Here is a 26,066-nt window from a genome sequence, read left to right as displayed (position 1 = left end):
GCATGTCAGTGAACAATGGACGTAAGATATATATTAAACAATATGTTAGAAATGGTCTTATCTTAGTATCATATACTGTTCATGCTAAATCAGGATTATAAAAGAATCGAAGTAGGTGGAATGATGATGTACATAGTTGGATTAATGTCCGGAACATCATTGGATGGAATTGATGCCGCACTTGTTCGGGTGGATAATAGTGGACTCGAGACTGAACTGGAAGTGATTGAGTTCATGACATGCCCTTTTCCAAAAGATATTGAAAAAGAAATTATGCAGTCTTTATCTGCGGACACATCCAATGTGCAGTTAATATGCAGTTTGAATTTTAAATTAGGAAAATTATTTGCCAATGCGGTGAAGGAAGTTTGTCATAAAGCTAGATTTCCAATTGATAAACTGGATCTTATAGGATCCCATGGCCAAACGATTTACCACCAGCCTTTAAAAGAACAAAATTATATACCCTCCACTTTGCAAATTGGGGAAGCCGCAGTAATTGCTCACGATACAAACACACTTGTAATCTCTAATTTTCGTACGATGGACATGGCAGCTGGTGGACAAGGAGCTCCTCTTGTTCCTTTTACCGAATACATTCTATATAGAAGTGAAGGGAAGGGAAGATTACTTCAAAACATAGGGGGCATTGGAAATGTAACCGTCTTACCGAAGCAAGCTTCGCTTAATGACATGTATGCTTTTGATACAGGGCCTGGGAATATGATCATTGATGAAGTATGCCGCCAATTGTTCAATATAAACTATGATGAAGCTGGTAACATAGCTAAACAAGGAAAAATTAATGACGAACTTTTATCTTATTGTATCAGTCATCCTTATATTATGACCCCTCCGCCAAAATCAACTGGCAGGGAATTGTTTGGCAAGCAATATGTAGTAAAACTATTAAAGATGTTTGAATCACTTCCTAGTCAAGATATTTTAGCAACTGTAACGATGTTTACAGCAAAGTCCATTGTGGAGAACTATCGAAATTTCATCTTTCCAAAGACCAATATTGAAGAAGTGATTATTGGCGGCGGTGGCAGCTACAACAAAACGTTATTAAATATGATTCAATCACTTCTTGGAAATTATATACAAGTATTGACTCAAGAAGAGTTGGGATACTCTTCTGAAGCGAAAGAAGCGGTGGCCTTCGCTTTACTTGCAAATGAGACTTTCCATGGTAATACAAGTAACGTTCCCAAGGCTACCGGAGCTGACTTCGATGTCATCCTTGGCAACATGACCTTCCCTCCTTCACATCGAATTGGTAAGGAAACAAGTATATAATAAGTTAGATAAAAGCCTCCCTTCCCCTCAAGAAATGTCTTAGGGGGGTTTTTCATTTAATTCGTCATAACTTTACTCGGTATCTAGCTATGGCCCCCGTCTAATGTTCTTAGGCATCACCTAATTCACTCAGACCGTAAGCCGATAATTGGTGGGTAGTTCAACATTCCAATGGTGTTTTATATGCTCAAATCCATTTTCTCGGTAATTATTAGCTTAAGAAACAACATCTTTACATTCCTTTTTAGGGCTATAAAAGTTTCTCGGCAGTATGAAAAAACCTAATCCGTATTTGGATTAGGTCAGTTTGTAGACAAAAGGGGTTCGGAATTAAAAAATTCCGAACCCCTTTTTGAGATTCCCTTTGAATTTTTGCCTGAAGTTAAGAGATTGGGGCTCTACGAGCCCACTATGTTAGGCCATTTTTGGACCTCGCCATGTCCAATTGGCCATCTTCTTTAAATTAATGGCAGCGAAAGTAAGCATCGCCTGCATCGACAATTTTTTAAGTCCCCTTAAAGTAGTCCAACGCATACCATGCTTTTCTTTTGCATCTGCGAATACACGCTCAATCGTTTCTTTACGTTTTGCATATATAGGTTTTACATCTTGATGATGACGCAGATGATCTGCCTCTTCCACATGTGTTTGCCAAATATGCCGTGTCACCACTTTTTGACAGTCTTTGCTTTCTGTACACTGAGATAAAAATGAGCATGTTGTACAAATTTGTTTTGGCGATTTGTACTCGCGATAGCCCTCTTTATTTGTTGTTGAATACTTTAAAGTTTCGCCCGAAGGACAAAGGTAACAAAATGTTCATCGTATACATAGTCCTGTTTGCAGAAAAATCCTTCTTTGGTGCGAGGACGTGTATAAGGAAAAGCTGGTATGATTTCTTTGTTTAATAGGTAGCTTGTAATCGCTGGTGTTTTATAAGCTGCATCTGCGGCAACGGCTTCCGGTTTTCCAACTTTCTCAATCACTTGTTCAACTAGTGGCTCTAAGATCTGACTGTCATGTATATTTCCAGGTGTTACAATCGTTCCCAATACAAAACCGTTGCGGTCTGCGGCCGCGTGGAATGAATAGGCAAACTGTTTTGTTCGTTCATCTTTCACATAGTAGCCACTCTCAGAATCCGTTGTACTTTCTTTAATCTCTTTGGTCTCTTCTTTATCAAATTTATCTGATGGAAAAGGCTTCTTTCCATGGTTTTCACGATCTTGATTGATTTCTTCTTGAAGACGCCCTTGATACGCTCGTGTTTCTTTACGAACGATTTTCTTTTCAAATTTCCGTTTATTCGCACTGGCTTTCACATGTGTGGAATCCACGAAAACGTGTTCAGCACTTATTAACTTTTTATTAGCAGCTATCATTAAAATGCGATAGAAAATCTGTTCAAACAGGTCTGTATCTTTAAAGCGTCGCTCATAATTTTTCCCGAACGTGGAGTAGGAGGTACTTTATCATGGAAACCATAGCCTAAGAACCAACGGTAAGCCATATTCGTTTCAACTTCTTCAATCGTTTTACGCATGGAACGAATACCGAAGGTATATTGAATGAAAGTCAGTTAACTAAAATAACTGGATAGATACTTGGGCGTCCTACCTCTGAATACATATCTTTCACCAAGTCATAAATGAAAGTGAAGTCAATGGTAGCCTCCAGTTGATCTAACGTAATCATTTAAAGTTGATCTCGCTGAATAGAATCATGTTTAGAAAGCATCCTCATCACCTCAAGTTTTAATACTTCCATTTTAAAACAAAAGCGACTCAGGGCAAAAGTGTTTACCTAAAAGATAAGACAAAGTTGATTGGAACGGAAGGTACGAGACTCCTGCGGGAAAAGCGCGTCTAGGGGAGACCCCGCAGGCGAAAGCCGAGGAGGCTCCCCGACCGCCCGCGGAAAGCGAGTGCCTGGAGTAGAAATCAACGGCCAAATTGTACAACTCATAAAAAATAGACAAACTCGATTTTCATCGAGTTTGTCTACAGTCTGACCTAATCCGTATTTGGATTAGGTTTTTTTGTTTAATTAAAGAAAGTAGGGTTGCTTCCTCTCTGATATATGATTAATTTGGGAACCAGCCGACCGGTTTTACATCGAGATTAATGTTGATTTGTTTAATTTCCTGGTATTCATCCAAGCCGTATTTTCCTAAACTGCGTCCGATCCCGCTCTGTTTGTAACCGCCCCATGGCGCCTCGACATATGTTGGATGATAATCATTTACCCAAGTGATGCCTGCCCGTACTTTCTTGATCACGCGCAATCCTTTTGCGCCATTGTTAGTGAAGACGCCGCCTGCAAGGCCGAAGTCAGTATCATTTGCAAGTTTAATAGCTTCTTCTTCATCTTTAAACTTTTGGATGACAACGACTGGTCCGAAGATTTCCTCTTGTACGATGCGCATGTCAGGTGTTACATCGGTGAAGACAGTCGGTGAAATGAAGTATCCTTTGTCAAGGCCTTCATCAACAAGACGGTAACCGCCTGCTGCTAGTGTCGCACCTTCCTGTTTGCCAATTTCAATATAGTTCAAAATGCTATTCATCTGCGCTTCACTGACAATTGCCCCCATGTTGCTGTCCTCTGCAAGGCCAGGTCCTACTTTGATTTTATTTGCGCGTTCCACATACTGTTTTACATATTCATCATAAATACTTTCTTCAACTAGAATGCGGCTACCTGATGAACATACTTGGCCGGCACCGAAGAAGATGCCAAATAATCCGTAATCGACGGCTGTTTCTAAATCTGCATCTGCAAAAACGATGTTAGGTGATTTACCGCCAAGCTCAAGGGAAATTTTCTTTAAGTTGCCCGCGGCCGCTTTCATGATAGAGCGGCCAACATCCGTACTTCCCGTAAATGAAACAATGTCAACGTCCTTGCTTTCTGCAATTGTTTGACCGACAACAGTGCCGCGGCCCATCACCATATTTGCCACACCTTTAGGGATGCCTACTTCCTCTAGGATTTCAAATAATTTCATTGCTGTTACAGGTGTCAATTCAGCCGGTTTATAAACAATGGTGTTACCTGCCGCAAGTGCCGGTGCGATTTTCCAGACACTCATTAAAAGAGGGAAATTCCAAGGTACAATTAAACCGGCTACACCTACTGGCTCACGAACAACCATCGCCTGCACGGGAGCGGGAACTTGGTAAGTTTCACCTTCTGGATGAAGGATTAAGCCAGCGTAGTAACGGAAACACGTCGCGGCATCAGCAATATCGAAACCCGCCTCTGCTTTAAGTTTCCCGTTGTCCATTGTTTCAAGAATCGTTAACTCTTCCGCACGTTCATCAATTTTATCCGCAATTTTATATAGGTAGGAAGCACGCTCCTGTGCTGTTAGGCCTGACCAGATTCCACTTTCGAAAGCTGCTTTCGCAACTGTGATTGCATTTTCTGTATCTTCCTTTGTGGCACGCGGAGCCCTTGCAATGACTTCCTGTGTTGCAGGATTAATTACCTTGATTACTTCATTTGAAGATGCAGACTGCCATTTACCGTTGATGTAATTTTTCAGTTCTAAAACTGCCGTTTCTAAAATTGTCATGTTTTATGCCTCCGGTTTTCATTTTTTTTATTTAACCTATACGGTATCTTTAAAGTTTTAAGACAAGTCTGCCGTCCTTCGCACGTGAGCAGCATGTCAAGATTGACTTGCGTGTTTGACGGTTTTCTTCGCTAAGGAAGTTATCCCGGTGAACCACTTCACCTTCCGCAACATCTACCTCACAACTTCCGCACCCGCCTACTTTACAAGAATAAGGTGCATCAATTCCTTCCCTTAAAAGCGCATCAAGCAGAGTTTCACCTTCATGAACGTGAATGGTCCGATCGCTATCTGTAAGGTCGACAATGAAAGGATCTTGAGGCCCATCATTTTTTGTCCCAAATAATTCGAAGTGAATCGCATGTTCCGGATAACCATATGAACTGGCAGCTTTTCGATACTCTTGTACCATCTCGAGAGGTCCGCAAAAGTAAACATGTGTGCCAATGCGATGATCCATCATCGTCTCAGGCATCATTCTGTGTTTGTCTTCTGCCTGCGAAAAATAAAAGGTACATTGATCAGGATACTTGGCTTTTAACAAATCATAAAAAGCACATAACTCCGGTGTGCGTGCTGCATAATGGAGTTCGAAGGTTTGCCCTTCGGCAGCCATGTCTTCCATCATTGCCAGAAATGGGGTGATGCCGATTCCAGCTGCATAAAAGGCATGATGCTTTGCTCGAAAGCTGAGAGGGAAGTTGTTTTTAGGGAAACTGACTTCCAGCCTGGAATCTAACTGTACATGATCATGCCAGAAAGCGGAGCCTCCACGTGACGCCCCATCTCGCCGAATGGAAATGGCATATTTTATACGGTCCCTTGGGTTGCTGATAAGGGAGTATTCTCTCTCGAATATCGTATCCCCGGCCGGCATGAATGTGGTCAAATGCGAACCGCCTGTAAAAGCAGGCAATGGTTTTCCATCAACTGGTGTCAACTCGAATTGTTTTACGAATGGAGTTTCTTGAATGATCTTGTTTACTTTCATTTGAATATTTCCTACTACCCGCATGACGATCAGCTCCCTACGTCTTCTTTTCCGATTAGGATGAATGGGTAACCAATATAACCTTCCCGTACTATAGAATAAAAAGGTCCTATTTCAAGACTTGCACTGCAATGGTCACATTCTGCAATCTTTGCTTCTTCTTCGACTTCCGACACTTCAAAACATTTCATGCAATATACGTACCGCCGTTTAGGCCCGATAATCACCGTCTGGATCTCAGCTTCAGATAGGCCAGCTTTCACCCCGAGCGAGAAGATCATTACGGCATTGTTCCATGCAGCCGCAATATAAAATTGGGTGCCCATCTTTTGTGCCAAGATGAATCTCTTAATCTCCTCTTTATCTTCCATTCCATTAATGGAAAGACATTCAACAGGCACTGTTCCTGCGATTTCAGAAGTGAAACGTTTCGCCTTTTCATATCCAGCTTGATCAGAAATGATGACAAACTTTCTTCGTTCATTCCGAGGAGTAAATTGATTTACGATCGTAATGGATTTATCAAACAATACTGGACTATTGTACATGCCCTATCCTCCTACTTTTTGTTTAGATTCGCTTTTTGTTTTTCATCAATACGCTTCAAATATTCGACCGATTGCGGAAGAAAAGGGGCAATTCCTTTATATTCAGCCATAGGTTCCGGAATATCCTGCAGTACGCTATATGTCAGATCAAACCACTCCTGGCGCAATGTCAAATCCTCCAGTGGCAGGAACTGTGTATTCAATACGAAAAGAATGGCGTTGCTTCGCGGCATGTTATAAAATTTTTGTTCTTCAACACGCAAACGTACTAGTTTACCTGCATTTTCCGGTGTTATCTCAGAACGTTGCGGTCCCCAGACATCCATCGTTTCATAGTTGACATCCCAACGGTCCGCCATCAGGTTCCAGTTGATGCGCGTCCATGGCTTTCCAGGCTCAATGGATAATAAAAACTTACGAACGCGATCTGCCAGTTCATCGCCTTTCCGCGATACAAATGGAACGGGTGCATGGATCTCATCAAAGGACATGCCTTTATTCCAGTTAGCTGAGAAGAGTGCGGCGTATGAAACTTGCCCCACTTCCAAATAGAAATTACTATCGCGATGAACCATTAAGACAAAATCATTGTGGAAATGGCGGCCTATATAATCCAGCGGCTCATTTGGAAGCGTGGTCGCATCGCCATAAACGAAAGAATCGGATTCCCCGAAAATGTGGTTCTTGAAAGTCCAGTTGTCTCCATCTTTAATGACCTCGAAATGCTCCGGATAGCGATCAGCTGCCATGTCGATGAGCATTTCCAACACTTCCCATTGCATTTCCATTGTGTGTGAAAAAGATTGAAACCTTATATGCGGCTGTTCTTGAAGGAGACGGCGCTTCGTTTCCACTTGGAGTCTGTATTCTGGTGTAACTTCAATACAGTTAATGTTTGAGAGTCTTTTCAAATCGTTTGAATAACGATAGTTACCTGAAGTGAATGGAAATGGGAATGTATCTAAATCAGTTGTTTTGAAATCTAAACTTTGTGTAAACATTGAACAATCTCCTCTCGTTCCCTAGTTTTTTTAAAGTGAGTTTTTATCTATTTAGCTTCCTTTAATTCAACGGATGGACGCTCCATGTCAACTTCAAAACGGAAAATGTATTTAGATGAAACATAGTAGGTGACTAAAGCGACGAAGTATGTTGGAATTCCGGCAGCTGTATGAAGGAAAAAGTCACTTGCTTCAAAAGTCAATGGATTATAGAGTGCCCAGTAAACGATCGTTCCAATGACCACCGTGAGAACGGCCGACGGGTTGATGCCTTTCCAATAAGTATAAGAGCCTTGTGTGTCATACAAATCCCTTATAGAAATGCGTTGGCGCTTTACAAAAAAGTAATCTGCAACGGCAATGCCGCCAAGAATAGCCATAATAAAGGAAATGACAGCAATGAATGAACCAAATGCATCGTAGAACGTCGAGCTTAGAAGTAAGAATATAGCCGGTACGGTTGTTCCCATCGCAACCATCCATGACTTTTTCGGGAATACAGTTTTAAAGCTGACAGCTTGTGAGTACATAAGGAAAATGGCTGCACCAACATTCCCAACCGAAAGTAAAATCAAGCCAATGAATCCGCCCCAACTTCCTGCGATGGAAAACATCCAGTCAGAAGGATTAAGTGAACCAGCGACTAATGCAGCAAGGGCCCCAACTAAAGCAGCGATACATACGATGATTCCATAGCTGTAGAATCCTGCTTTAAATGCTCCTCCTTCTGTTTTAGATAAACGGCTGTATTGCCCAAGGTATGGAAGCCATGAGAAGCCGAGACCGATATTTAATTCCAGGGCTGTCGCGAATGAACGAGAATTCGATTCAAATGGCTCGGAAGGAAGTATATGAGCAACGTTAGTGAAACCCTTGCCAAACAATACTATTGCAAGAAGGCCAAACATGAGAACCATAAATACCGGAACGGCTACTGCGGTATATTTTTGAATCGCTATCGGTCCCCTCACCGTTACAAGGAATGCACAGATGAAGAGTAAAATCGAGAAAAACGGCGCTCCAGTTGCTTGGCTTGAGAAAATGGCGGGCATCCCCATCCAATTAGCAGCCTCTGCTAACGCCTGGCCGGACATGAAAAGCGCAATGGAAATGTAGCCGAGAGTCAGAATAAGAAAAACAAAGAAAAAGATATTGGATCCTAGATACCCCAGTGAACTTCGAAACCCTACAAAAGTATCTATGCCATACCGCGCAAAATAAAGGGTAATGGGAACAATCAACAGCATAGGGAAGGCGTTACCGAATAAAATCGCTGCAAGTGACTGCTTCGCATCAAGCATTGTACCTGTGTATCCACCAGTTAACAGCCCAAAAGATGAGAGGCCAATAACAACCTGTACTAAAATTAAATCCCGAAGGTTAAAAATCCGATCACTTTTACTTGCCGGTAAAAAGCCAAAGGCCACATCCTTTGAAATGGAGGAATTCTCTTTACTCACTCGCTTCTCTCCCAACTATAAAATAATGATTGTATCGCTTGGAAACTAGACTGTATTTGTTTTGGGTGAGCTAAACAAAACTACTTTAGAAAAATGTATAGACCAAGTAAGAGATGATTAAAATCATGAGAAAAATAGAACCTGTCGCATCCTTCCATTTCATTTTGTCGATTTTCACGGCATCTTCCTGTTCATACGCATTGATCCGCTCATTCAAATCTGAATATAGATTTTTAATAAAGGGATCTTCAGAATTGATATTCTGCTGGAACTGATTCTCTTTATTCAAAATAGCTTCTCCCTCCTTTGCATTAGTCCCTTCTCTTTACTTTATTGCAATAACCATGCCAACCAGAAACACTTTGCTAACAGGGGTTCCCAATAGGAAGAATATTCATTCTTGAAACTATTGAACAATTGTGAAATTTCTGTAATATAAAAACTAGGAAGTTAAATGAAAGGCAGGTAGACATAATGGATCACTTCACCTCTGCACTCTTGTCTATTTACGATCAGCTTATTGTGACAGATAAAAATGGCACAATACTGAAATCAACCGGAACAGGGAATTCCTTATTTCATACAGTCAAATCCGCTAATGTCGGCGGTTCCATCAAGGATGTTGAACAAGATTTATTTTCTACAAGCTTGGCAGAAGAGGTAATGGGCAAAAATGAAAAAAGATCTTTCATGCAGTCCTCATGGCAGGGTCCGGAGATGCTGATGACGGCATACCCGATTGAATCTGGCGAATGGGTCTGGGCCTACAAAGAAATTAAAGACTCTTATCCAGATGCATCAAGGACTCAATCGGGACCCTTCTTGGAATCGAAGAAGCCATCTTTTCCATTTGTGATCCGCAGTAAACCCATGCTTGATGTTCTGCATAAAATGCAAATGGTTTGTGATGTCAGCGCAACTGTACTTTTATTGGGGGAATCCGGTGTAGGAAAGGAAATAGCTGCCAGGGCTATACATAATATGGGTAACAGAAGGGACTTTCCATTTATACCTGTCAATTGCGGGGCCATCCCGGAAAACTTGATTGAAAGCGAACTGTTTGGCTACGTAGAGGGGGCTTTTACCAGCGCCAGGAAAGACGGAGCCAAAGGAAAATTCACACTGGCCCATAAGGGTATCTTATTCTTGGATGAAGTGGGCGAGTTACCTCTTAACGTACAGGTAAAACTGCTTCGCGTCCTTCAGGAACGCGTTGTTACACCAATTGGAAGTACGACCTCACACCCTGTTGATATTCAAGTGATTGCCGCAACAAATAAATCGCTCGAAAAAATGGTGAAAAAAGGTGAATTTCGAGAAGACTTATATTATCGTCTTCATGTCGTACCTATCCACCTTCCGCCGCTTAGGAATCGTGTAGATGAAATACCTCATCTAGTTCAATTTTTTTTACAAAAGTACAATACACTGTACAAACGAAAGGTAGCTTTCGCCCCGGATGCAATCGACTTACTATGTATCTATCAATGGCCCGGTAACGTGCGCGAACTTGAAAATACAGTTGAGAGGCTTGTGGTTACAAGCGGAATGCCGGAAGTGGATGTTGCTTTGGTTAAAGAGGTCCTTCCTTTTAAAGGGCCCAAGCCCACTTCAATACCTGTTATCGATTTTCTGATGCCCTTGCAAGAAGCAGTCGACCTTGTGGAGGAACAATTGATCAACATGGCAATGGAACAATACAAATCATTAAAACTAGCGGCAAAGGTGTTGGAAGTCAGTCAGCCGACGATGAGCAGGAAATATAAAAAATTACGTAATAAAATTGAAGAAGCAAGCTTTTCACCAGTGAATAAACGGGCCATTTTAGAAGAACAAATAAATCAACGGCTTCGTTCCGTTGCCGCTGTAACCGCAGCTATCATTCCAGCTGAAGAGGTTATCAGTCTACAAAAAAATATGAACCGGCAAACTTCCTATTCCCAGAAATTAAAACAAAAACTTACCATGATTCAAGAAAAGGAAGGCGTAATTGAATGGGTCTTTATATTTATCATGACGGAGGATGGACGTCTGATTCACCTCGTTGCAGACAAAGGCTTTGTCATTGAACCGGGGGAAGAATATATTGGTCCCCCGGAGATGGTTAATGTCGCTTACCAGGCTTTTAATGGTAAAGCGGGTGTTACTCCCATATACGAAGACAGATACGGTGAGTGGAAAACAAGCTTTGCGCCAATTATTGATGATGACGGCAATATCGTTGCTATTGTTGGATGTGATTACAGTAAAGCCTATTTCAATTCGGAAATGCAACGTCTCCGTAAGCAGCTTAATATACATGTTTGATTTCAGGATGCAGCCATACATTATCAAACCGGTTGGAGACTAGGGTAAAAAAAAGAAAAGCTGATGTCATGAGCCGTCTTGAACGGGCTTTTGCAGTCAGCTTTTTCATACATGAATGTCATAAAGGATTTAAAATGGCATTAACGCCAGCCAATTTCTAGACCCAACTGATTTTTCGATATTGACCACGCTTATGTAGGGAATATTAAATCCTGTTCTTTCCAGGTAAGTCGTTAACACAGTACTTCAACGTTAAATCCTCCAGGCGCTTCTACATAGAAAGTATATCCGTGTAAGTGTTTTGGAGGTTTTACCATGAATCCATCATCTTTCAATCGCTGATTGATCCTGTTAACTTGTTCTTCATTTTCTTGTATGAATCCAACATGAAAGGTCTTGGGGTATTGTACATCGCTTCCTTTCATTAGTGTCAATATGGATCCATCATCATCTCTCATTGCAGCAAACCCATCTCCACGACTTCCTGCACATGTCAATCCAAAGTACCTTTCTAAAAACTCCCTTGATGCTGCAACATCATTAACTGTTAAATTTATGTGATTGATCTTCATTCTTTCCCCCCTATTTTATTATATTCTTTTCCGTCACGCAGTAAAAAAAGTTAATTTTCCACATGCTTCACTGCCCTTAGCAGCTTAAGAAAAAGCGATCCTGCTTAAGTAAGAATCGCATTTCTTATATGACTGAAGCTGTTAAATAGCACCTTTACTTGTTACCCTATCTGCTGAAGCCTTTCAAGAAGGTCATCGAGGCGATAAAATTGTGAGGCGCATCCTTGGACTACACCCAATCCCATCAATTGCTGAAGTCCCTCGACTGAAGCGAATCGAGAACTTATGATAAGTTTTGTATAACCCCCGTTTTCAACAAACGTCATCGTTACCAGTGCAACAGGCATACCACCGGCTGAGTTGCCTTCTTCACCTGCAAATATGTCCGTGTAGACAATCTTCTCCGGTACGATTATTTCTTGATAAACAGCTTTCCCCCAAGATTCTTGGCCATAAAATTCACCTTGTTTTTCATCTGTGCATCGCATGCAATAATGCCATACGCCGTCAGGCTTAAAATTAAACTCCCGATTTTCCGTTTGCCACCCACTCGGTCCCCACCAGCTAGCCAATCGTTCAGAATTCGAAAACGCTTTAAAAACACGGTCCCGCGGCCCGTCAAATATACGTTCCATGACGAGATCCCGCCCTCTAAGCTCGTTGTGATGTTGTTAGTCACTTTGTTATCTGGCATTCCTCCTTCTGCTTTTTTATTAAGATATTCCTTCTACTTCGTCACAATGTATGTATTTTCCTTCCGATTCAGTAATAATCATCCAAGTGACCGTAACTAAAAGATAAAAAGGTCAACCAGTAAAATAAACTGGCTAACCTTTTAATACGAACGGGCAATCTTATAGAACTTTATTACAATATTTTTTCATTTTCAAAGTTAGTGTTTGACTCTACTTTCTTAGCCAATTTAAATTTATAGAATAATATACAGGCTACCAAAAATCCTATTCCATAAATCAGTCCAACTCGTTGAGTAGGATCAAAGGCAAGGAATACTAGAATCAGCAAGCAAAAGCCTAGACAAAATAATGGGACAAATGGATAAAAGGGCACTTTGTATTGTAATTCTTCCATTTTCCCACCTGCTTTTATAAATTTCCTTCGAAACATGTATTGCGATAAAGCAATTCCCATCCATGAGATCGTGACGGATATCCCCGCGATTGACATGAGTATCACGAACACAGTATCAGCAGCAATGAAGCTGGTTAATAACGATAGAAGTGAAAAAGATATGGTAAATAGAAGGGCATTCAATGGCACTTTCCTATTGGACAAAATACCAAATATCTTAGGTGCCATTCCATCATGGGCCATCGACCAAAGCAAGCGTGTAGATGCATAAAGACATGAATTCCCCACAGAAAGAATAGCCGTTAAAATAATGAAATTCATGATGCCTGCTGCATAAGGAACCCCCGCTATCTTCATCAAAGTTACAAAAGGACTTTCCATTAAGCCTAATTCAGAAGAAGGGAATATAGCAGAAAGGATAATAATGGACGCAATGTAAAAAACAATGATTCTAAAAAGTACATTTCGAATGGCTTTAGGAATGTTCTCTTCAGGTTTTTCACTTTCCCCTGCTGCTATTCCTATCAGTTCAGAGCCTTGATAAGAAAAAATTACATTCATCATTGTCACAAAGATAATTGTAATGCCCCCTGCTGGAAAAAGACCAGAAGGAGCTAGATTCTCAAAGAATGGGGTTGGACGATCAGATAAAGAGACAAAACCAAAGATGCCAGCGATGCCAATCACGATAAACAAAATCACTGCAACGATTTTTATTCCGGCAAACCAATATTCCGCCTCTGCAAAACCTCTTGTCGTTAATGCATTCAATGTAAATAAAAGCACAATGAACACAGCACACCAAATCCAGGTGGGACTATGGGGGAACCATTGTTTCATCAATATTCCTGCTGCCGTAAACTCAACTCCCGCAGTTGCGGCTGAACCGACGAAATACATCCATCCTAGCGAAAAACCAGCGGAAGGCCCAATATATTCGGCAGCATATTTTTGGAATGAACCTGTTACCGGCATATGAACGGCTAGCTCGCCAAGGCAGACCATCACCATATACAAAATAAGACCGCCGGCAAGATAACCAAGCAGGGCCCCTCCGGCCCCCGCTTGGTTAATTGTATATCCAGCATTTAAAAAAAGCCCTGTACCAATAACGCCGCCAAGTGAGAGCATAAATAAATGGCGTCTTTTCATTGAGCGTTGCAGCTGATCATTATTTTCCAGTCCATACCCCATAAAATCACGTCCTTATCTTATCTATTAGCCTAGTTCTTCTTCCAAACCATCTTAGAACCTCAATGAGAGACAACTAAGGCCGCCATCTTGTTTTTGAAATTCTGACATTTCCACTTCAATCACTGTGTATCCCAACTCTTCAATTTTTTTCTTTGTTCCTTCAAATCCTTTCGGGACAATAACGCAGTCGTTCATTCGGACGCAGTTACCCGAATATCCTTCTTCCTGTTTTACGGTTATTTGATTGAAGCCAGAAAAAGCCTCGTGATTAATGAATTCCCCAGCCACTAATAAATTATTGTCTCCAAGGTAATTGACACCCGTTTTTAAATGAAAGAATTCCTTAAGGGGAATGATGGACGTATCATAACCATACTTACCCATAATATCTTTGAATTGCAGAGCACCTGCTTCATTTGTTCTAGTTGATAGGCCAACATAGAAGTGATCTTCAACTTGCATGACATCTCCGCCATCTAACATACCTGGAGATTGAATATATTCGATTGTGTCATAAAAGTCCTTTAAAACTTCTTTCATTTCATCAATCTCACCATTCCGGCTTTCTGCACCAGGATTGGTTACAAGGGCACATTTTGGCGTCAACACGGCAGTATCTTCTACAAACGTAGAATCAGGGTATCTTTCATCCGTTTCGAGAACGGTCACTTTCACACCGCAGCGTTTTAATGCTTCTACATAAGCCTCGTGCTGTACAAGCGCTTTTTCATAATCCGGGTTTCCTAAATCCGATGTTGTTAAGCCATTTACAAAGCTCTTTCCAATCTTCCTTACAATCGCGTGTTTAAACATATATATTCCTCCTAAATAAGTAGCTTATCTTTTTAAAATGTGGGAAATTAATAGTTTCAACTCCCCTGCTTTAAATGAAATTTCTGTAAGTTGTAGGTTAAAACTGTCACTATTACAATTACGATGAACATTAAGACAAAAGGATTTATCCCTTTTTCCGGTAACTCCGTCAGTTGGTTAAGTGGCTTTTTTTTTGATTAAGCGGCTCGGAAGTGATTTGACCTTCAGGCTGGTTATTCATAGTAGGCCCCCAGTTAAAGTTTAATACTTTATGAGCTGATATCTTCTGGTTTTTCCTGCAGATGTGCAGAATCCCCTCTCTCACTTTTCAACCAAACACTTAAACATACTCTTTATTAACCTCTCCAGCATAACTGGCGTATGGACGAAGGCGCTATCGATGTGAAGGCGCTCAGTACGCTGGTGTGCATCCTTGCCGAACGGACCCACATTAAGTACGGGTGCCTGAAGTTTTTGCATATCAGCAAAAGGAATGCTGTAAGTATCGCCCCAGACTGGTGTATTTTTTTCAAAAGCCGTCCAGCCATCAGACTCATCACTATATTGAACATAGCTTAAATCGCAAAGGCCATTAAAATAATGAATTTGGCTGACTTCTTCATCAAGCATGCTGGCAGTTTCCTTCATTAATTTCACAGATTCCATAATAAGCGGATCAGCGGACGTATTTACGGCTGGATAATATGGCGGTGCGAACAGCAATACAATGGCGGGTGAAAGCTCCTGACATTGTATCATCAATTTTTCGGCGATCCGCACTGATTTTTCCCGCTCATCCAAATCCATGTTTTCTTTAACATCACTCTTTATTTGCTCAACAAAATTCACGCCAAATTTGCCCTTGGCATATGAAAGTAACTTTTCGTAGCGCAATACTTTCACTTCGCCCACACCTTCGATTTGTTCACGCAGACAAAGCTCTTTATAAGATTCATTGCATTTCATCGCTGCTTCGTTTGCAACTTGCTCGAATAGATCCATTACTTCTGCAGCTGTTCTTTTCATAATGAACACATTATAAAGCGCGGCTGCCCGATAAGGTGTCTGTGTTGAATATTGCAGTTTTAGATCTTTTTGCTGAAGCGATACGGGTAAAGGTGTTTCCTCGCCAAGATCACTTTCCAGAAAAAGAGTGTTCCACTCCATGAGCTGCGTGAGGAACGAGGCTATAAAGTTAGCCGTCATGCCTTTTAATGGCTCACCCACATGAGTTTCCTTCCCATAAAAAAGGGCAGCCGGCATGATTTTCCCCAAAGTTCCGGAATAAATATAATGTCTATTATCACCCGGTTTCTGTGAAAAGGACGGTTCACTATTAAAAAACATTTTATAGGATAGGTCATATTTATCGCGTAAAGTCACAAGTTCTTTAACCGCAGCCCTCATACCCGCAGAATTCACTTCCTCATCAGGGACCGTTAACAGCAGGAGATTGATCGGCCATTGTTCACTGCTTGCCTTTTCGATGATGGCCATATGAAGGGCAAGCCCCATTTTCATATCCATCGTTCCTCTACCAAACAGGTACTTTCCCGATTCAAGATCAATGCGCGCTTCTTCCGGTAGTTCATCTTTCCTGTCATGAAGTTTTTTCGTGAGCTCCTCCGGTTGAAAAGCGAGAGTCTCAAGATCACCATATTCTTCAGTATGAACCGTATCAAAGTGGCTAATTAATACAACGGTCTCCTTTGCTGCAGGATGTTTATAGAAGGCAGTGACAAAATTTCTCCCTAAATCAGCTTCATGAAGTGATAAGTGCTCCGGATTCCTTTTAAAATAATCAAGCTCCCTCAATTTATCTTGCAGCTTATACGGAAACATCCGTTCCCCTAATGTAAGAGTACGGCTCTCCCAGCTAACAAGTTCACATAACAAGGTACGGAGCGTTTCTGGAGTACCCCATAGTAATTGACTCATTCCAATCCCCCTTCAATATTTGTACGAACCACCGGACAGGTTAAACAGGTTGGACCGCCAGTGCCTTTGTAACTGATTTCTGTCCCTTTATATTCATAAACTGTCGCTCCTTCATCAAGAAGCTTTTGCTTTGTGTAAGCGTTACCAGAAGAAATCACACAAACCCGCGGAGCAATGGCAAGCACATTGCAGCCTAAGTTCACATACTCATCATCCGGCACTTCGATAAGCTGAATGCCTCGTTCAATAAGCAGTTTTCTGAAAAAGACTGGCATAAGCCGAGAATGAACTACCGCTAAATCATGGTCGACCATGCTGATGAAAGACATAAGGTGGAGACACTCCGCCTCACCTTGATCATGCGGTAGCTGAACTACGATGAATTCATCCACTAGATGAGTGGTCATTTCTTTTAATTGCCGAATGGCTTCAGCGTTTGTACGATAACCATGTCCGACAACAAGCGTCTTATCATCAAGCCAAATGATATCACCGCCATCCGCGACCGCTTCACCCGTTAAATACCCAATAATCGGGATTTTCTTTTCTAGACAATATTCCTTATATACATCAGCTTCAGGCTGCCTCAATTCTTTTCCGGACTTTAAAATAATCGCTCCTTGGCTTGTGAATTTGACCGGATCATGGGCATATAAGGAGTCAATGCCGACTAGCGAAGATGCTGGCAAATAATCGATGTTTGGAACATATTTCTCCAAAATGGAAATAAATTCACCATACTCTGTTAGGGCTTCGTTGAAATCTGGCTCTTCCGCAAAGTTGAAGTTCTGCCATGCTTGGCTTAAATGCTCTTGACTAATAAAAGCTTCTTTCGGATGTTTTACAATGACACGTTCCAATGGTTTGAACATAGACGAACAAAATGTCACTGCCTCCCCCTCCTTTTTCCGCACAACGGAAAACGTTTCCGCTAATAGGAATTTTTTCTTTTATTATAAAATTAAATTTGGTATAATGTCAATATGTTTTAAATATTCAAATAAATCAAAGTTTTATTCAACTTGTAATGAAAGATAGGTGGTTTGTTTATGCAATCGATTGACCGTGCCATGAACGTTATAAAAGTGCTAGTTTCCAATTCATCGGAAAACTGGCTATCAATTACGGAACTTTCTCAAGAATGTGAGCTTCCTGTCAGTTCCATGCATCGATTATTAAAAGCAATGTCCAAGCATGGATTAATTCAACAGGATGGACAATCTAAACAATATGGTTTAGGGAATATTTGGCTCGAAAATGGTTTGCGTATGTATGACAAAATGGATTACATCAGTCAAATTAGGCCTGAACTAGAAAGGCTGATGAACAAAGTGGAGGAAAGCGTGTATCTTAGCCAGCCAATCGGTATGGAGTCACTCGTTATCGAACGAATCGACAGTGAAAAAAGCCAAATCCGGGTTTTTGACCAGCTTGGCTCACGAGTACCTATGCATATTGGAGCTGCTAATAAAGTGATGCTCGCCTATATGCCATATAATCAAGCTAAAAAAATCGTAGATGCTCTTTTGCCTATTCAAGAAAGAGCAGCTTTTTGGGATATATTGCAAGAGACTAAAAAGAAGGGATATGGAATCAGTCACAGCGAACGGACAGAAGGAACATGCTCTGTAGCCGTTCCGATACTGAACCATTTTGGGGAAGTGCACGGGGCAGTGAGCATTGGTTTTGTGAGCTTTAACCTGACAGAAGATAGACTTGAGTTCCTCATTGAGAATGTGGTGGAAACTGGCAATCGGGTTTCGTCAAAATTGGGATATAGGGGTCAATGAATAAAGGTGCTGCGGAGGATAAACGGATAAGCGGAAAAAGAAGATGAATCATTTCATCTTCTTTTTCGTTTTAAATTAATCGCTGCCTGTCACGAATGAATCTTCTTTAAAATAGGCGAGGACCTCTCCAGCCACAACTGGTTCCCCCTCCATTACCTCCAATGACTCCACCTCTCCGCTGACACCAATATCAATGATTTCCACACCTCCATCTGCCTTCTTTATCTGAAATAACGGTTCCCATTCGTAGAATCTGGAATTTTTGGATATTGAAATTTTTTCAACCGAGCCATCACAAGGGCTAAGAATCACATCAACGTACATTTACATCATTCCTTCCTTCAGTATTCTTCAAAATGAAATGGAGATTGTAGAACTAACTTGAGAAAGTCTTGGAAGTCCGGTATATCTTCTTGTTCAATTCCAAGGGTCGGTGCCCAGTACTGATCTAAATTAATATCATTGGCACACAACAGGATCATTCTTCCGCTTTGAATGGAAGTCACCATTGCTTTACCTAAAAATTGGGCCGAATATACAATGGTCACATCATATCTATAATCTTGTGACAATAAGCAATAATGATGAATGGCCTGGTTTTCTTTATTTTCGGATAGAATATCAAAATTCAAAGGATAGCCTCCTTTCTTGTAAGCCCCAATTCCATTAGAACCTGACCCACCCCCGAAGCCGGGATGCTTCTGCTATTTTACGAATCCCTTCGATATATGCAGCTACTTTCATGTTCACGGAATATTTTTGGGAAGTATGATAGACATTCAAAAAGCTGGCTGTTATCTTTTCCTTCAATCGTTCATCCACAAGCTCTTCCGTCCAGTAATAACCTTGGTTGTTCTGGCACCATTCAAAATACGAGACTATCACCCCTCCTGAATTCGCCAAAATATCCGGGACTAGCACTATGCCTTTTTCATCTAGAATCTTGATTGCTTCTTTTGTTGTCGGCCCATTTGCTGCTTCGATCACAATTTCACATTTTAATCGTTTTGCATTATCTTTATTTATCACCCCGCTAATAGCTGCGGGAATCAGCACATCACACTCTTTTTCCAATAATTCTTGATTGGATAATGTATCTTTGTATAAATTCGAAATGACCCCAAAAGAGTCCCTGTTCTCCAAAAGGTAAGCAACGTCTAAGCCATTCGGGTCATATAAACCTCCAAGCTCATCTGCTATACCGACAACCTTAGCCCCCATTTCATATAAATACATAGCTAAATGACTGCCGACATTCCCGAAACCCTGAATGATTACCCGCATGCCTTCAATCGGAATCCCCTTTAAATCAATTATCATTTGAAGTGTATATAATACTCCCTTGGAAGTAGCCTTTTCCCTGCCCTTCGATCCACCTAATGTGAGTGGTTTTCCTGTAATAAAGCCGGGTGAATCGAATTCCCTGATGTGATCGTATTCATCTAGCATCCAGGCCATGATTTGAGAATTCGTATACATATCCGGTGCCGGAATATCCTTTGTAGGTCCCACTATTTGACTGACCGCCCTGACATACCCTCGGCTTAATCGTTCTAGCTCTGATGAACTCATCTGTCTGGGATCACACACAATGCCACCCTTTGCCCCTCCATATGGGAGATCCGTTATTCCGCATTTCAAACTCATCCAACCTGCCAATGCCTTAACTTCTTCAGGAGTGACATCCGGGTGAAAACGAATCCCCCCTTTCGTTGGACCGGCAGCATCATTATGTTGGGCCCGATATCCTTGAAACATCCTTGTCTCCCCAGTATCCATTTGAATAGAAATACATACTTCAAGAAAACGCATTGGTGCTTTTAAAAAATCAAAAACCAGATCTGGATAGTCCAAAACTTGAATGGCTTCTTTTAAAATATCCTGGAATTCTTGCAGTGGATTATCCAATTGACGTTTTTCAATCATCTTAATTTCTCCTGTCATTTTGCACCTCACTTTTATTCTTATAACTTTATTAAGCAATTTTCATGCCAGCTTTGAGGATATAGTGTGTATAGCAATAGACCGCCATTTGCAATCATCAACACCACACATTCAATCATTAAGCATATGTATTAATTCATAAGCAATTCAGGTTTGCATATGTTAAAAATGATGATTAAATACCTCATTCCTGATAATGAAAAACCCATACACGTCGATTTCTCCTTATTCCAACAAAACCCAAAAGAGCACCCGATAAATGTAAAAACATTCATTGGGTGCTCTTTTTTGATAAAGAGTCGTTGATTTTTATGTAGCAGATGCCAGGCGATGGTACCGACTAATCAAAAGGCAGTCAGTCAGGAACCGACTGTTAAACTTAAATACTCAAAATATATTATATTGAAACTTCTATTTTTCAGCCAACAGGTTTAACTCATCTACAAACCTTTTTGTGATAATTTCAGGGCGAGTAATGGCCGTTCCTACCACGACAGCAAAAGCACCACTTTCAATAGCTTTTCTAGCATGATCTTTAGTATGAATATGCCCTTCAGCGATGATGGGGATTTTTAAGGCAGAAGAGAGTTGTCGAATAAGGTCATAATCAACCTCCTTCACGTATTTTGTTTCCTCTGTATACCCACACAATGTGGTCGCTACTATATCAGCACCGAATTTTTCTGCGATTAGTCCCTCTTCAAAAGTCGCACAATCTGCCATCACTAAAATATTTGGATGCTCACTATGGATTTTTCCTATGATACTTTCTAGCGTTTCTCCATGAGGGCGCTTTCGTTGAGTCCCATCTAAAGCTACTATAGACGCTCCAGCCTCAATGATGCTTGTTGCACTTTCATAGGTAGGAGTAATATAAACTTCACATTCTTCTATCCATTGTTTGTGAATACCTAATACAGGCAATTTTGTTACCTTTTTAATTGCTTTAATATTTTCAGGCCCGGTAGCCCTAATACCAACGGCGCCTCCTTTTTCTGCAGCCTTGCTTAATGCGCCCATGATATCCGCCCCATACATCGGCCATCCTATTCTAGCCTGGCACGACACTATCAATCCATTCTTAATGGCTTCCAATACGTTTTTTTCATCCATAATTACCACCTAAAGAATTCCTAAGAATTTACCAACTAATCCTATAATAAAGGAAAGTAAGATTAACCAGTAGATAGCCTTTTGATATTTAAACAATGCCCATAAGAAACCAAGTGTTAAGAGGAGGGGCAAAAGCCCAGGTAAGATTGAATCAAGAAGTTCTTGCAAATTTATTTCTTTGCCTCCAAAGTTCCATTTAGCAGCCACGCTTACTTTAACAAAATTAACTACCATAGATCCTGTTACCATTAATCCTACGATGGTAGCTCCCTGAACAAACTTATTTAGAATATCAGAGTCTTTCATTTTTAGAATTAGGCTTATCCCAAACTGGTACCCATAGACAATGCCGTAGTAACGAGAGAAAATATTTAGCAAGACGTTTGGTACGATAAATATAATGGGTCCAAGTAAATTTCCATCCAACGCCAAACCAGCGCCGATTGCTGCAAAAATAGTCATAAAAGTTGCTTTAAAAACAGAATCACCAATTCCAGAGAGTGGTCCCATCAATGCGGCTTTCGTAGAAGAAATTGTTTCTGAGGTGATAGGGTTTCCTAGCGCACGTTGTTCTTCAAGTGCAAGAGCAACACCTATGATGGCATTAGAAGTATATGGATGGCAGTTAAAAAACTCATTATGACGAACAACTGATTCTTTTAAATCCTGATTATTTGGATAGAGTTTTTTGAGTGCCGGCAATATCGCATAGCAGAATCCTAAACTACCATAACGCTCATAATTTATAGACGTCATACTGAAGAAAGAACGTAAGAATGTTTTTATTAAATCTTTCCTTGTCAGGATCGTCGTTTTAGCTTCTCGCTGCCGGGAGGAATGACGGGAAATTTCACTATCATTTCCTTTCGTTCCCACTGCTGAAATGCTAATCGCGATACCAAGACCCAACAAGGCTATTGAAAGTACATTCTGTTCCAAGTAGACTGCCAGAACAAATCCAATTAGGAAAAATGACCAAAACTTCTTGAGGTTCATCATTTTTAGGAGCATGGCCATCCCTATTGCAGGTAGAATTCCTGCAGTAAGCTTTAATCCTTCCATAAACCAAGAAGGCAATAAGTCTACAAGATTATTTACAAATCCACTACCAAAATAAATGGCTAAAAAAGTGGGAATGAACATAACTGTAAAAAAAACGATTATTCCAGAAAGGTGTAGCCGTTCTGCCCTTTTTAGATTAAGTTCCTGTAAAGCATTGTCTGCCCGATGCACTAGATAAATATTAAAATTCCAAGCTAGCATGATTAAAAGTTGCGCTAAAATACCGATTGGTAATGCCAGTGCAATTCCAACTTCAGGCTTACCCCCAGCGCTAATCGCAAAAATAGTCCCTATTAGACCAGCAATTTGTGCATTAGGAGGAACGCTGCCTCCAATCGGTAACACACCCATAAACATCAATTCCACACTGGCCCCTACAATTAATCCGGTTTGTAGGTCTCCCATTATTAGTCCCAATAATGGCCCAGCAAAAATGGGACGGCTAATCATCCAATATCCATACCCATAATTTTCGGTCATGAGAACTGCAACAAAACCACTTAACAAAATCGCTGATATTAATTCAATTTCCACTTTTCCTCCTCCTTTTAACTTTGACTACCTTTCCGACTTCTAAATCTTGGTAAATAAATTAATAGATTTATCATTAGGCGAGGTCCTGATTTCACAAGGGATTCCGTGATCTCTAATCTTGAGAAAAACAGCTTTATCTTCTTCATCCATAAAGACGGTTTTACTAATTTCCTGTTTTCCTTCTTTATAATACATGCCACCTACATTTATTGAAGGTAGATTGATCCCTTTTTCAATGAGAGATAAAAGGACTCGAGGGCTTTTTACTACGATAAATGTTTTTTCCAGATCTGACTGCTCATCTAAATATTTCACTGCATCTTCGACAGATAGGATAGCATGTCTTTTTCCTGAAGGGACTGCCATGCTAAGTAACAAAAGTTGCGTCGGGTCGTTTGCGACGCCATCATCAATTACAATAAATTCTGTGACTTGATAAGCAACACTCCATGAATAAGCAACTTGCCCATGTATAAGGCGTTCATCGATACGGGTTACAACGATGCTCATTACAATTCCTCCTTAATATTTATGGGGTTAACTGTAGAGTTTATATGGCAAATACTCCGGGAAGTATTATCCAAAAGCTCTTTGGGACTTACAGGTGAAAGGCAAGATTCAATAACTAAACCTAAATGGAAACCAGCGATTACTTGTACCCGGCTATTTTTCAACACTTGAAGTGTAGCTGCATTGCATGGGGTTCCCCCCTTAATATCTGCCAGAATGATTATTTCTTTGTACCGATCCAACAATTGATTGACTGCTGCTTCTAGTTCTCTTGAAAATGAATCTAACGTTACTTGGTCATCCATACTCAATGCAAAGAGTTGCTGCTGTATCCCTGCTATAAGCTCTACACTTTCTTTCATAGTCGAAGCTAAATTCCCATGACTTACAAGTAAAATGGCCCGATTCAAACTATCCCCTCCAGATAACAGAATTTTTTGAATATTTTCATAGACTTATCTTATTAAAAAAGAATTAATAAATCAAGGTTTAATTAAAAAAATAAGAAATAAAATTTCATAATTGGTATTTTTTTTTGCTAAATGTGCAAAAAACATTTCATTTATGATATAAATGAAACAATAAGAAGTTTTCATGCAGTTATTAAAATCTTTAATAAAGGGGACATACTATGAGCTCAACTTTATTACAAAAAATCAAAGAAAAAGCCGATTCCTTATCACGTGCTGAACGGCAAGTAGCCAAATATATATTGGACCATGCAGATTTGGTGCAAACTTACACGATTCAAGAAATATCAATCAACGCTAATGTTTCCCAAGCCAGTGTTGTCCGTTTTTGCAAAAGAATGGGTATAGAAAGTTTTAAAACCTTTCAACATACATTGGTGAAAGAAATGAGTTCAAATAATGCCAACATTAATGATCTTTCTTTATTACGGGAAAATGATACTCCCTATCAGCTTTTCCAAAAAGTAACAATGAGCAATAAATTTGCTTTAGACTCTTTAGGACAAACTCTGAACAAAAAAGAGTTTGAAAAAGCAGTAGAATGCTTAAGCCTGGCAAAGAAAATTGCTTTTTTTGGTGTCGGGGGCTCCTCTACAGCTGCATTAGATGCCAGTAATAAATTTGCTAAACTTGGCGTTACTACAGGAATGAACACTGACTTTCATACAGTGATTTCCTATGTTTCCAATTTCACATCAGAAGATGCATTAGTCCTTTTTTCCACATCCGGAAAAACTAAAGATGTATTGGAGATGGCTTCATATGCAAAAAAGATAAACGTACCAGTATTGGCAATAACCGCTTATACAAAGTCTCCTTTATTGAAAATAGCTAGTATACAACTTTGTTTTCCTGACATCGAACATGATCACCGAATCGGCAGTATAGCATCTAGAATCTTGCAACTTAACATGGTTGATGCTCTATTCTTAAGTGTTTTTCATCGAATCGATAAACAAACCATAGATAATTATCAAAAAGCACGTGAAGAGATTCTTCGTCTTAGAAGATAGCCAGGACAAACTCACCCTTGTATTGCTAATTTTAGAACGTCATGTAAACAAGAATATTCAGTCGTCCGACATTCTCCCTATCTATCACCCTACTAATATTTGGTGACCGCTTTGAACACTATTGCTGGTTGTTACTAGCCGCTGCAATCATGGTTAAAGATACACTCTTCCAGACATATGAATTCATTGATAAGCATCCATTTGCATATGGAAAAAATAAATACAAATAGTAATCGAGTAGGAGGAGGCGCCTAGCCTCCGACCTCTCACACCACCGTACGTACCGTTCGGTATACGGCGGTTCAGTTTAAGTCTGACGTAGTTTTGTATATCGTTCATATAGATTTACTAACCCATGATGGAGCCAATAAACATTATTAAGGGTTTTGTCTAGAATAGGACTATGCGCTATGCGCCAATAACCCTTTCTGCTATTTCCCCATTCATATGCTTTTCCAAATGGGACGCCTAATCCTTTGAGTTTCCTCACCCTCGTTCTTGGTAATTTCCATTGCTTCCATAGGCACATTCTGAGTCTTCTTCGAATCCATGAATCTAAATTCTTCAATACGTTCGGAGTATCAATGAGGGCGAAATACCCCATCCAACCTCTAAGGTATTGCTTTAACTTATTTATTCGGAGTTCCATGGGTATCGGTAATTTTCTCGAGGTCATTTCCCTGATTCGTTTCTTTACCCTCTTCACCGTTTGTTTAGCCAGTAGAACCTTCGGGTTCTTCTTTGACTTCGTGAAACTAAAACCGAGAAACGTTCTGTTCCAAGGGCGATCATACTTCGACTTCTCGTAGTTGACCTTTAGCTTCAGTTTATTTTCAATGAA

Annotated in this window: 24 protein-coding genes and 1 pseudogene; 4 read left to right on the top strand and 21 right to left on the bottom strand. The window is 40.4% G+C overall.

Annotated elements, in window-relative coordinates; translation table 11 throughout:
* Positions 1–126: 126 nt before the first annotated feature.
* Positions 127–1,299, top strand: a complete 1,173-nt coding sequence (anmK, locus tag SB775_RS12065) for an anhydro-N-acetylmuramic acid kinase AnmK (protein ID WP_410861731.1) — start codon at positions 127–129, stop codon at positions 1,297–1,299.
* A gap of 414 nt (positions 1,300–1,713) precedes the next feature.
* Here the strand turns inward: anmK and SB775_RS12060 are convergent.
* The 7 genes and pseudogenes from SB775_RS12060 to SB775_RS12030 all read right to left on the bottom strand — a co-directional run bounded on the left by SB775_RS12060 (position 1,714) and on the right by SB775_RS12030 (position 9,165).
* Positions 1,714–2,994 (bottom strand): annotated as a pseudogene (locus SB775_RS12060) (IS1182 family transposase).
* A gap of 388 nt (positions 2,995–3,382) precedes the next feature.
* The gene (locus SB775_RS12055; protein WP_410861730.1) at positions 3,383–4,876 is read right to left on the bottom strand and encodes an aldehyde dehydrogenase family protein; all 1,494 of its coding nucleotides are present in this window, start codon (positions 4,874–4,876) and stop codon (positions 3,383–3,385) included.
* 49 nt (positions 4,877–4,925) lie between these two features.
* A complete protein-coding gene (locus SB775_RS12050) occupies positions 4,926–5,891 on the bottom strand; it encodes a PDR/VanB family oxidoreductase (protein ID WP_410861729.1) in 966 nt (321 codons plus the stop codon).
* Between the two features lie 5 nt (positions 5,892–5,896).
* Positions 5,897–6,415, bottom strand: coding sequence for a hypothetical protein (locus tag SB775_RS12045; protein ID WP_410861728.1), 519 nt, complete (start codon positions 6,413–6,415; stop codon positions 5,897–5,899).
* Positions 6,416–6,426: 11 nt separating this feature from the next.
* Complete coding sequence (locus SB775_RS12040; protein ID WP_410861727.1) at positions 6,427–7,416, bottom strand: heme-dependent oxidative N-demethylase family protein; 990 nt, start codon at positions 7,414–7,416, stop codon at positions 6,427–6,429.
* A 47-nt stretch (positions 7,417–7,463) separates the two neighbouring features.
* Entirely contained in the window at positions 7,464–8,876 is a 1,413-nt protein-coding gene (locus SB775_RS12035) for a purine-cytosine permease family protein (RefSeq protein ID WP_410861726.1), read from the bottom strand.
* An 85-nt stretch (positions 8,877–8,961) separates the two neighbouring features.
* Positions 8,962–9,165, bottom strand: coding sequence for a hypothetical protein (locus SB775_RS12030; RefSeq protein WP_410861725.1), 204 nt, complete (start codon positions 9,163–9,165; stop codon positions 8,962–8,964).
* Between the two features lie 185 nt (positions 9,166–9,350).
* On the opposite strand from SB775_RS12030, the gene SB775_RS12025 reads away from it, so the two are divergent.
* Complete coding sequence (locus SB775_RS12025; protein ID WP_410861724.1) at positions 9,351–11,183, top strand: sigma 54-interacting transcriptional regulator; 1,833 nt, start codon at positions 9,351–9,353, stop codon at positions 11,181–11,183.
* 233 nt (positions 11,184–11,416) lie between these two features.
* Here the strand turns inward: SB775_RS12025 and SB775_RS12020 are convergent, their stop codons facing one another.
* The 6 genes from SB775_RS12020 to SB775_RS11995 form a co-directional block, all read right to left on the bottom strand.
* Positions 11,417–11,755 (bottom strand): VOC family protein, encoded by a 339-nt coding sequence (locus SB775_RS12020; protein WP_061463771.1) that lies wholly within the window; start codon positions 11,753–11,755, stop codon positions 11,417–11,419.
* Positions 11,756–11,916: 161 nt separating this feature from the next.
* Entirely contained in the window at positions 11,917–12,390 is a 474-nt protein-coding gene (locus tag SB775_RS12015) for an SRPBCC domain-containing protein (protein WP_410861723.1), read from the bottom strand.
* A gap of 232 nt (positions 12,391–12,622) precedes the next feature.
* Positions 12,623–14,038, bottom strand: a complete 1,416-nt coding sequence (locus SB775_RS12010) for an amino acid permease (RefSeq protein ID WP_089363474.1) — start codon at positions 14,036–14,038, stop codon at positions 12,623–12,625.
* A 51-nt stretch (positions 14,039–14,089) separates the two neighbouring features.
* Positions 14,090–14,851 carry a dimethylarginine dimethylaminohydrolase family protein gene (locus tag SB775_RS12005; RefSeq protein WP_317777060.1) on the bottom strand — a complete coding sequence of 254 codons (762 nt, stop codon included), beginning with the start codon at positions 14,849–14,851 and terminating at the stop codon, positions 14,090–14,092.
* A gap of 321 nt (positions 14,852–15,172) precedes the next feature.
* Positions 15,173–16,789, bottom strand: a complete 1,617-nt coding sequence (locus tag SB775_RS12000) for a M20/M25/M40 family metallo-hydrolase (protein ID WP_410861722.1) — start codon at positions 16,787–16,789, stop codon at positions 15,173–15,175.
* Positions 16,786–17,661 carry a dimethylarginine dimethylaminohydrolase family protein gene (locus SB775_RS11995; RefSeq protein ID WP_410861794.1) on the bottom strand — a complete coding sequence of 292 codons (876 nt, stop codon included), beginning with the start codon at positions 17,659–17,661 and terminating at the stop codon, positions 16,786–16,788. Before SB775_RS11995 ends, SB775_RS12000 begins: the two co-directional genes overlap by 4 nt.
* A gap of 177 nt (positions 17,662–17,838) precedes the next feature.
* Between SB775_RS11995 and SB775_RS11990 the strand changes: the two genes are divergently transcribed.
* Positions 17,839–18,579, top strand: a complete 741-nt coding sequence (locus SB775_RS11990) for an IclR family transcriptional regulator (protein ID WP_410861721.1) — start codon at positions 17,839–17,841, stop codon at positions 18,577–18,579.
* A 75-nt stretch (positions 18,580–18,654) separates the two neighbouring features.
* Here the strand turns inward: SB775_RS11990 and SB775_RS11985 are convergent, their stop codons facing one another.
* The 7 genes from SB775_RS11985 to SB775_RS11955 all read right to left on the bottom strand — a co-directional run bounded on the left by SB775_RS11985 (position 18,655) and on the right by SB775_RS11955 (position 24,152).
* A complete protein-coding gene (locus SB775_RS11985) occupies positions 18,655–18,903 on the bottom strand; it encodes a biotin/lipoyl attachment domain-containing protein (protein ID WP_089363481.1) in 249 nt (82 codons plus the stop codon).
* A gap of 17 nt (positions 18,904–18,920) precedes the next feature.
* Positions 18,921–19,211: an SAV0927 family protein gene (locus SB775_RS11980; RefSeq protein WP_061463788.1), complete on the bottom strand. Its 291-nt coding sequence runs from the start codon at positions 19,209–19,211 to the stop codon at positions 18,921–18,923.
* Positions 19,212–19,245: 34 nt separating this feature from the next.
* Entirely contained in the window at positions 19,246–20,505 is a 1,260-nt protein-coding gene (locus SB775_RS11975) for a Glu/Leu/Phe/Val family dehydrogenase (protein ID WP_410861720.1), read from the bottom strand.
* A 429-nt stretch (positions 20,506–20,934) separates the two neighbouring features.
* Complete coding sequence (locus tag SB775_RS11970; protein ID WP_089363483.1) at positions 20,935–21,636, bottom strand: N-acetylmannosamine-6-phosphate 2-epimerase; 702 nt, start codon at positions 21,634–21,636, stop codon at positions 20,935–20,937.
* A gap of 9 nt (positions 21,637–21,645) precedes the next feature.
* Positions 21,646–23,232, bottom strand: coding sequence for a PTS system mannose/fructose/sorbose family transporter subunit IID (locus SB775_RS11965; protein WP_410861719.1), 1,587 nt, complete (start codon positions 23,230–23,232; stop codon positions 21,646–21,648).
* A 39-nt stretch (positions 23,233–23,271) separates the two neighbouring features.
* Positions 23,272–23,742 (bottom strand): PTS sugar transporter subunit IIB, encoded by a 471-nt coding sequence (locus tag SB775_RS11960; RefSeq protein ID WP_410861718.1) that lies wholly within the window; start codon positions 23,740–23,742, stop codon positions 23,272–23,274.
* Positions 23,742–24,152: a PTS sugar transporter subunit IIA gene (locus SB775_RS11955; protein ID WP_089363485.1), complete on the bottom strand. Its 411-nt coding sequence runs from the start codon at positions 24,150–24,152 to the stop codon at positions 23,742–23,744. Before SB775_RS11955 ends, SB775_RS11960 begins: the two co-directional genes overlap by 1 nt.
* Before the next feature lie 221 nt (positions 24,153–24,373).
* Here SB775_RS11955 and SB775_RS11950 point away from each other — a divergent pair, with 221 nt between their 5' ends.
* On the top strand, positions 24,374–25,225 hold the full coding sequence (locus SB775_RS11950; RefSeq protein WP_410861717.1) for a MurR/RpiR family transcriptional regulator: 852 nt from the start codon (positions 24,374–24,376) through the stop codon (positions 25,223–25,225).
* Positions 25,226–25,532: 307 nt separating this feature from the next.
* On the opposite strand, the gene SB775_RS11945 is transcribed toward SB775_RS11950, so the two are convergent.
* The coding region (locus SB775_RS11945; protein WP_410861716.1) for a group II intron maturase-specific domain-containing protein at positions 25,533–26,066 on the bottom strand (534 nt) is incomplete at its 5' end.

Source organism: Peribacillus sp. SIMBA_075 (genome assembly GCF_046534585.1).
The sequence above is the reverse complement of the archived record's forward strand: the minus strand, read 5'-3'. Positions and strand labels throughout refer to the sequence as shown.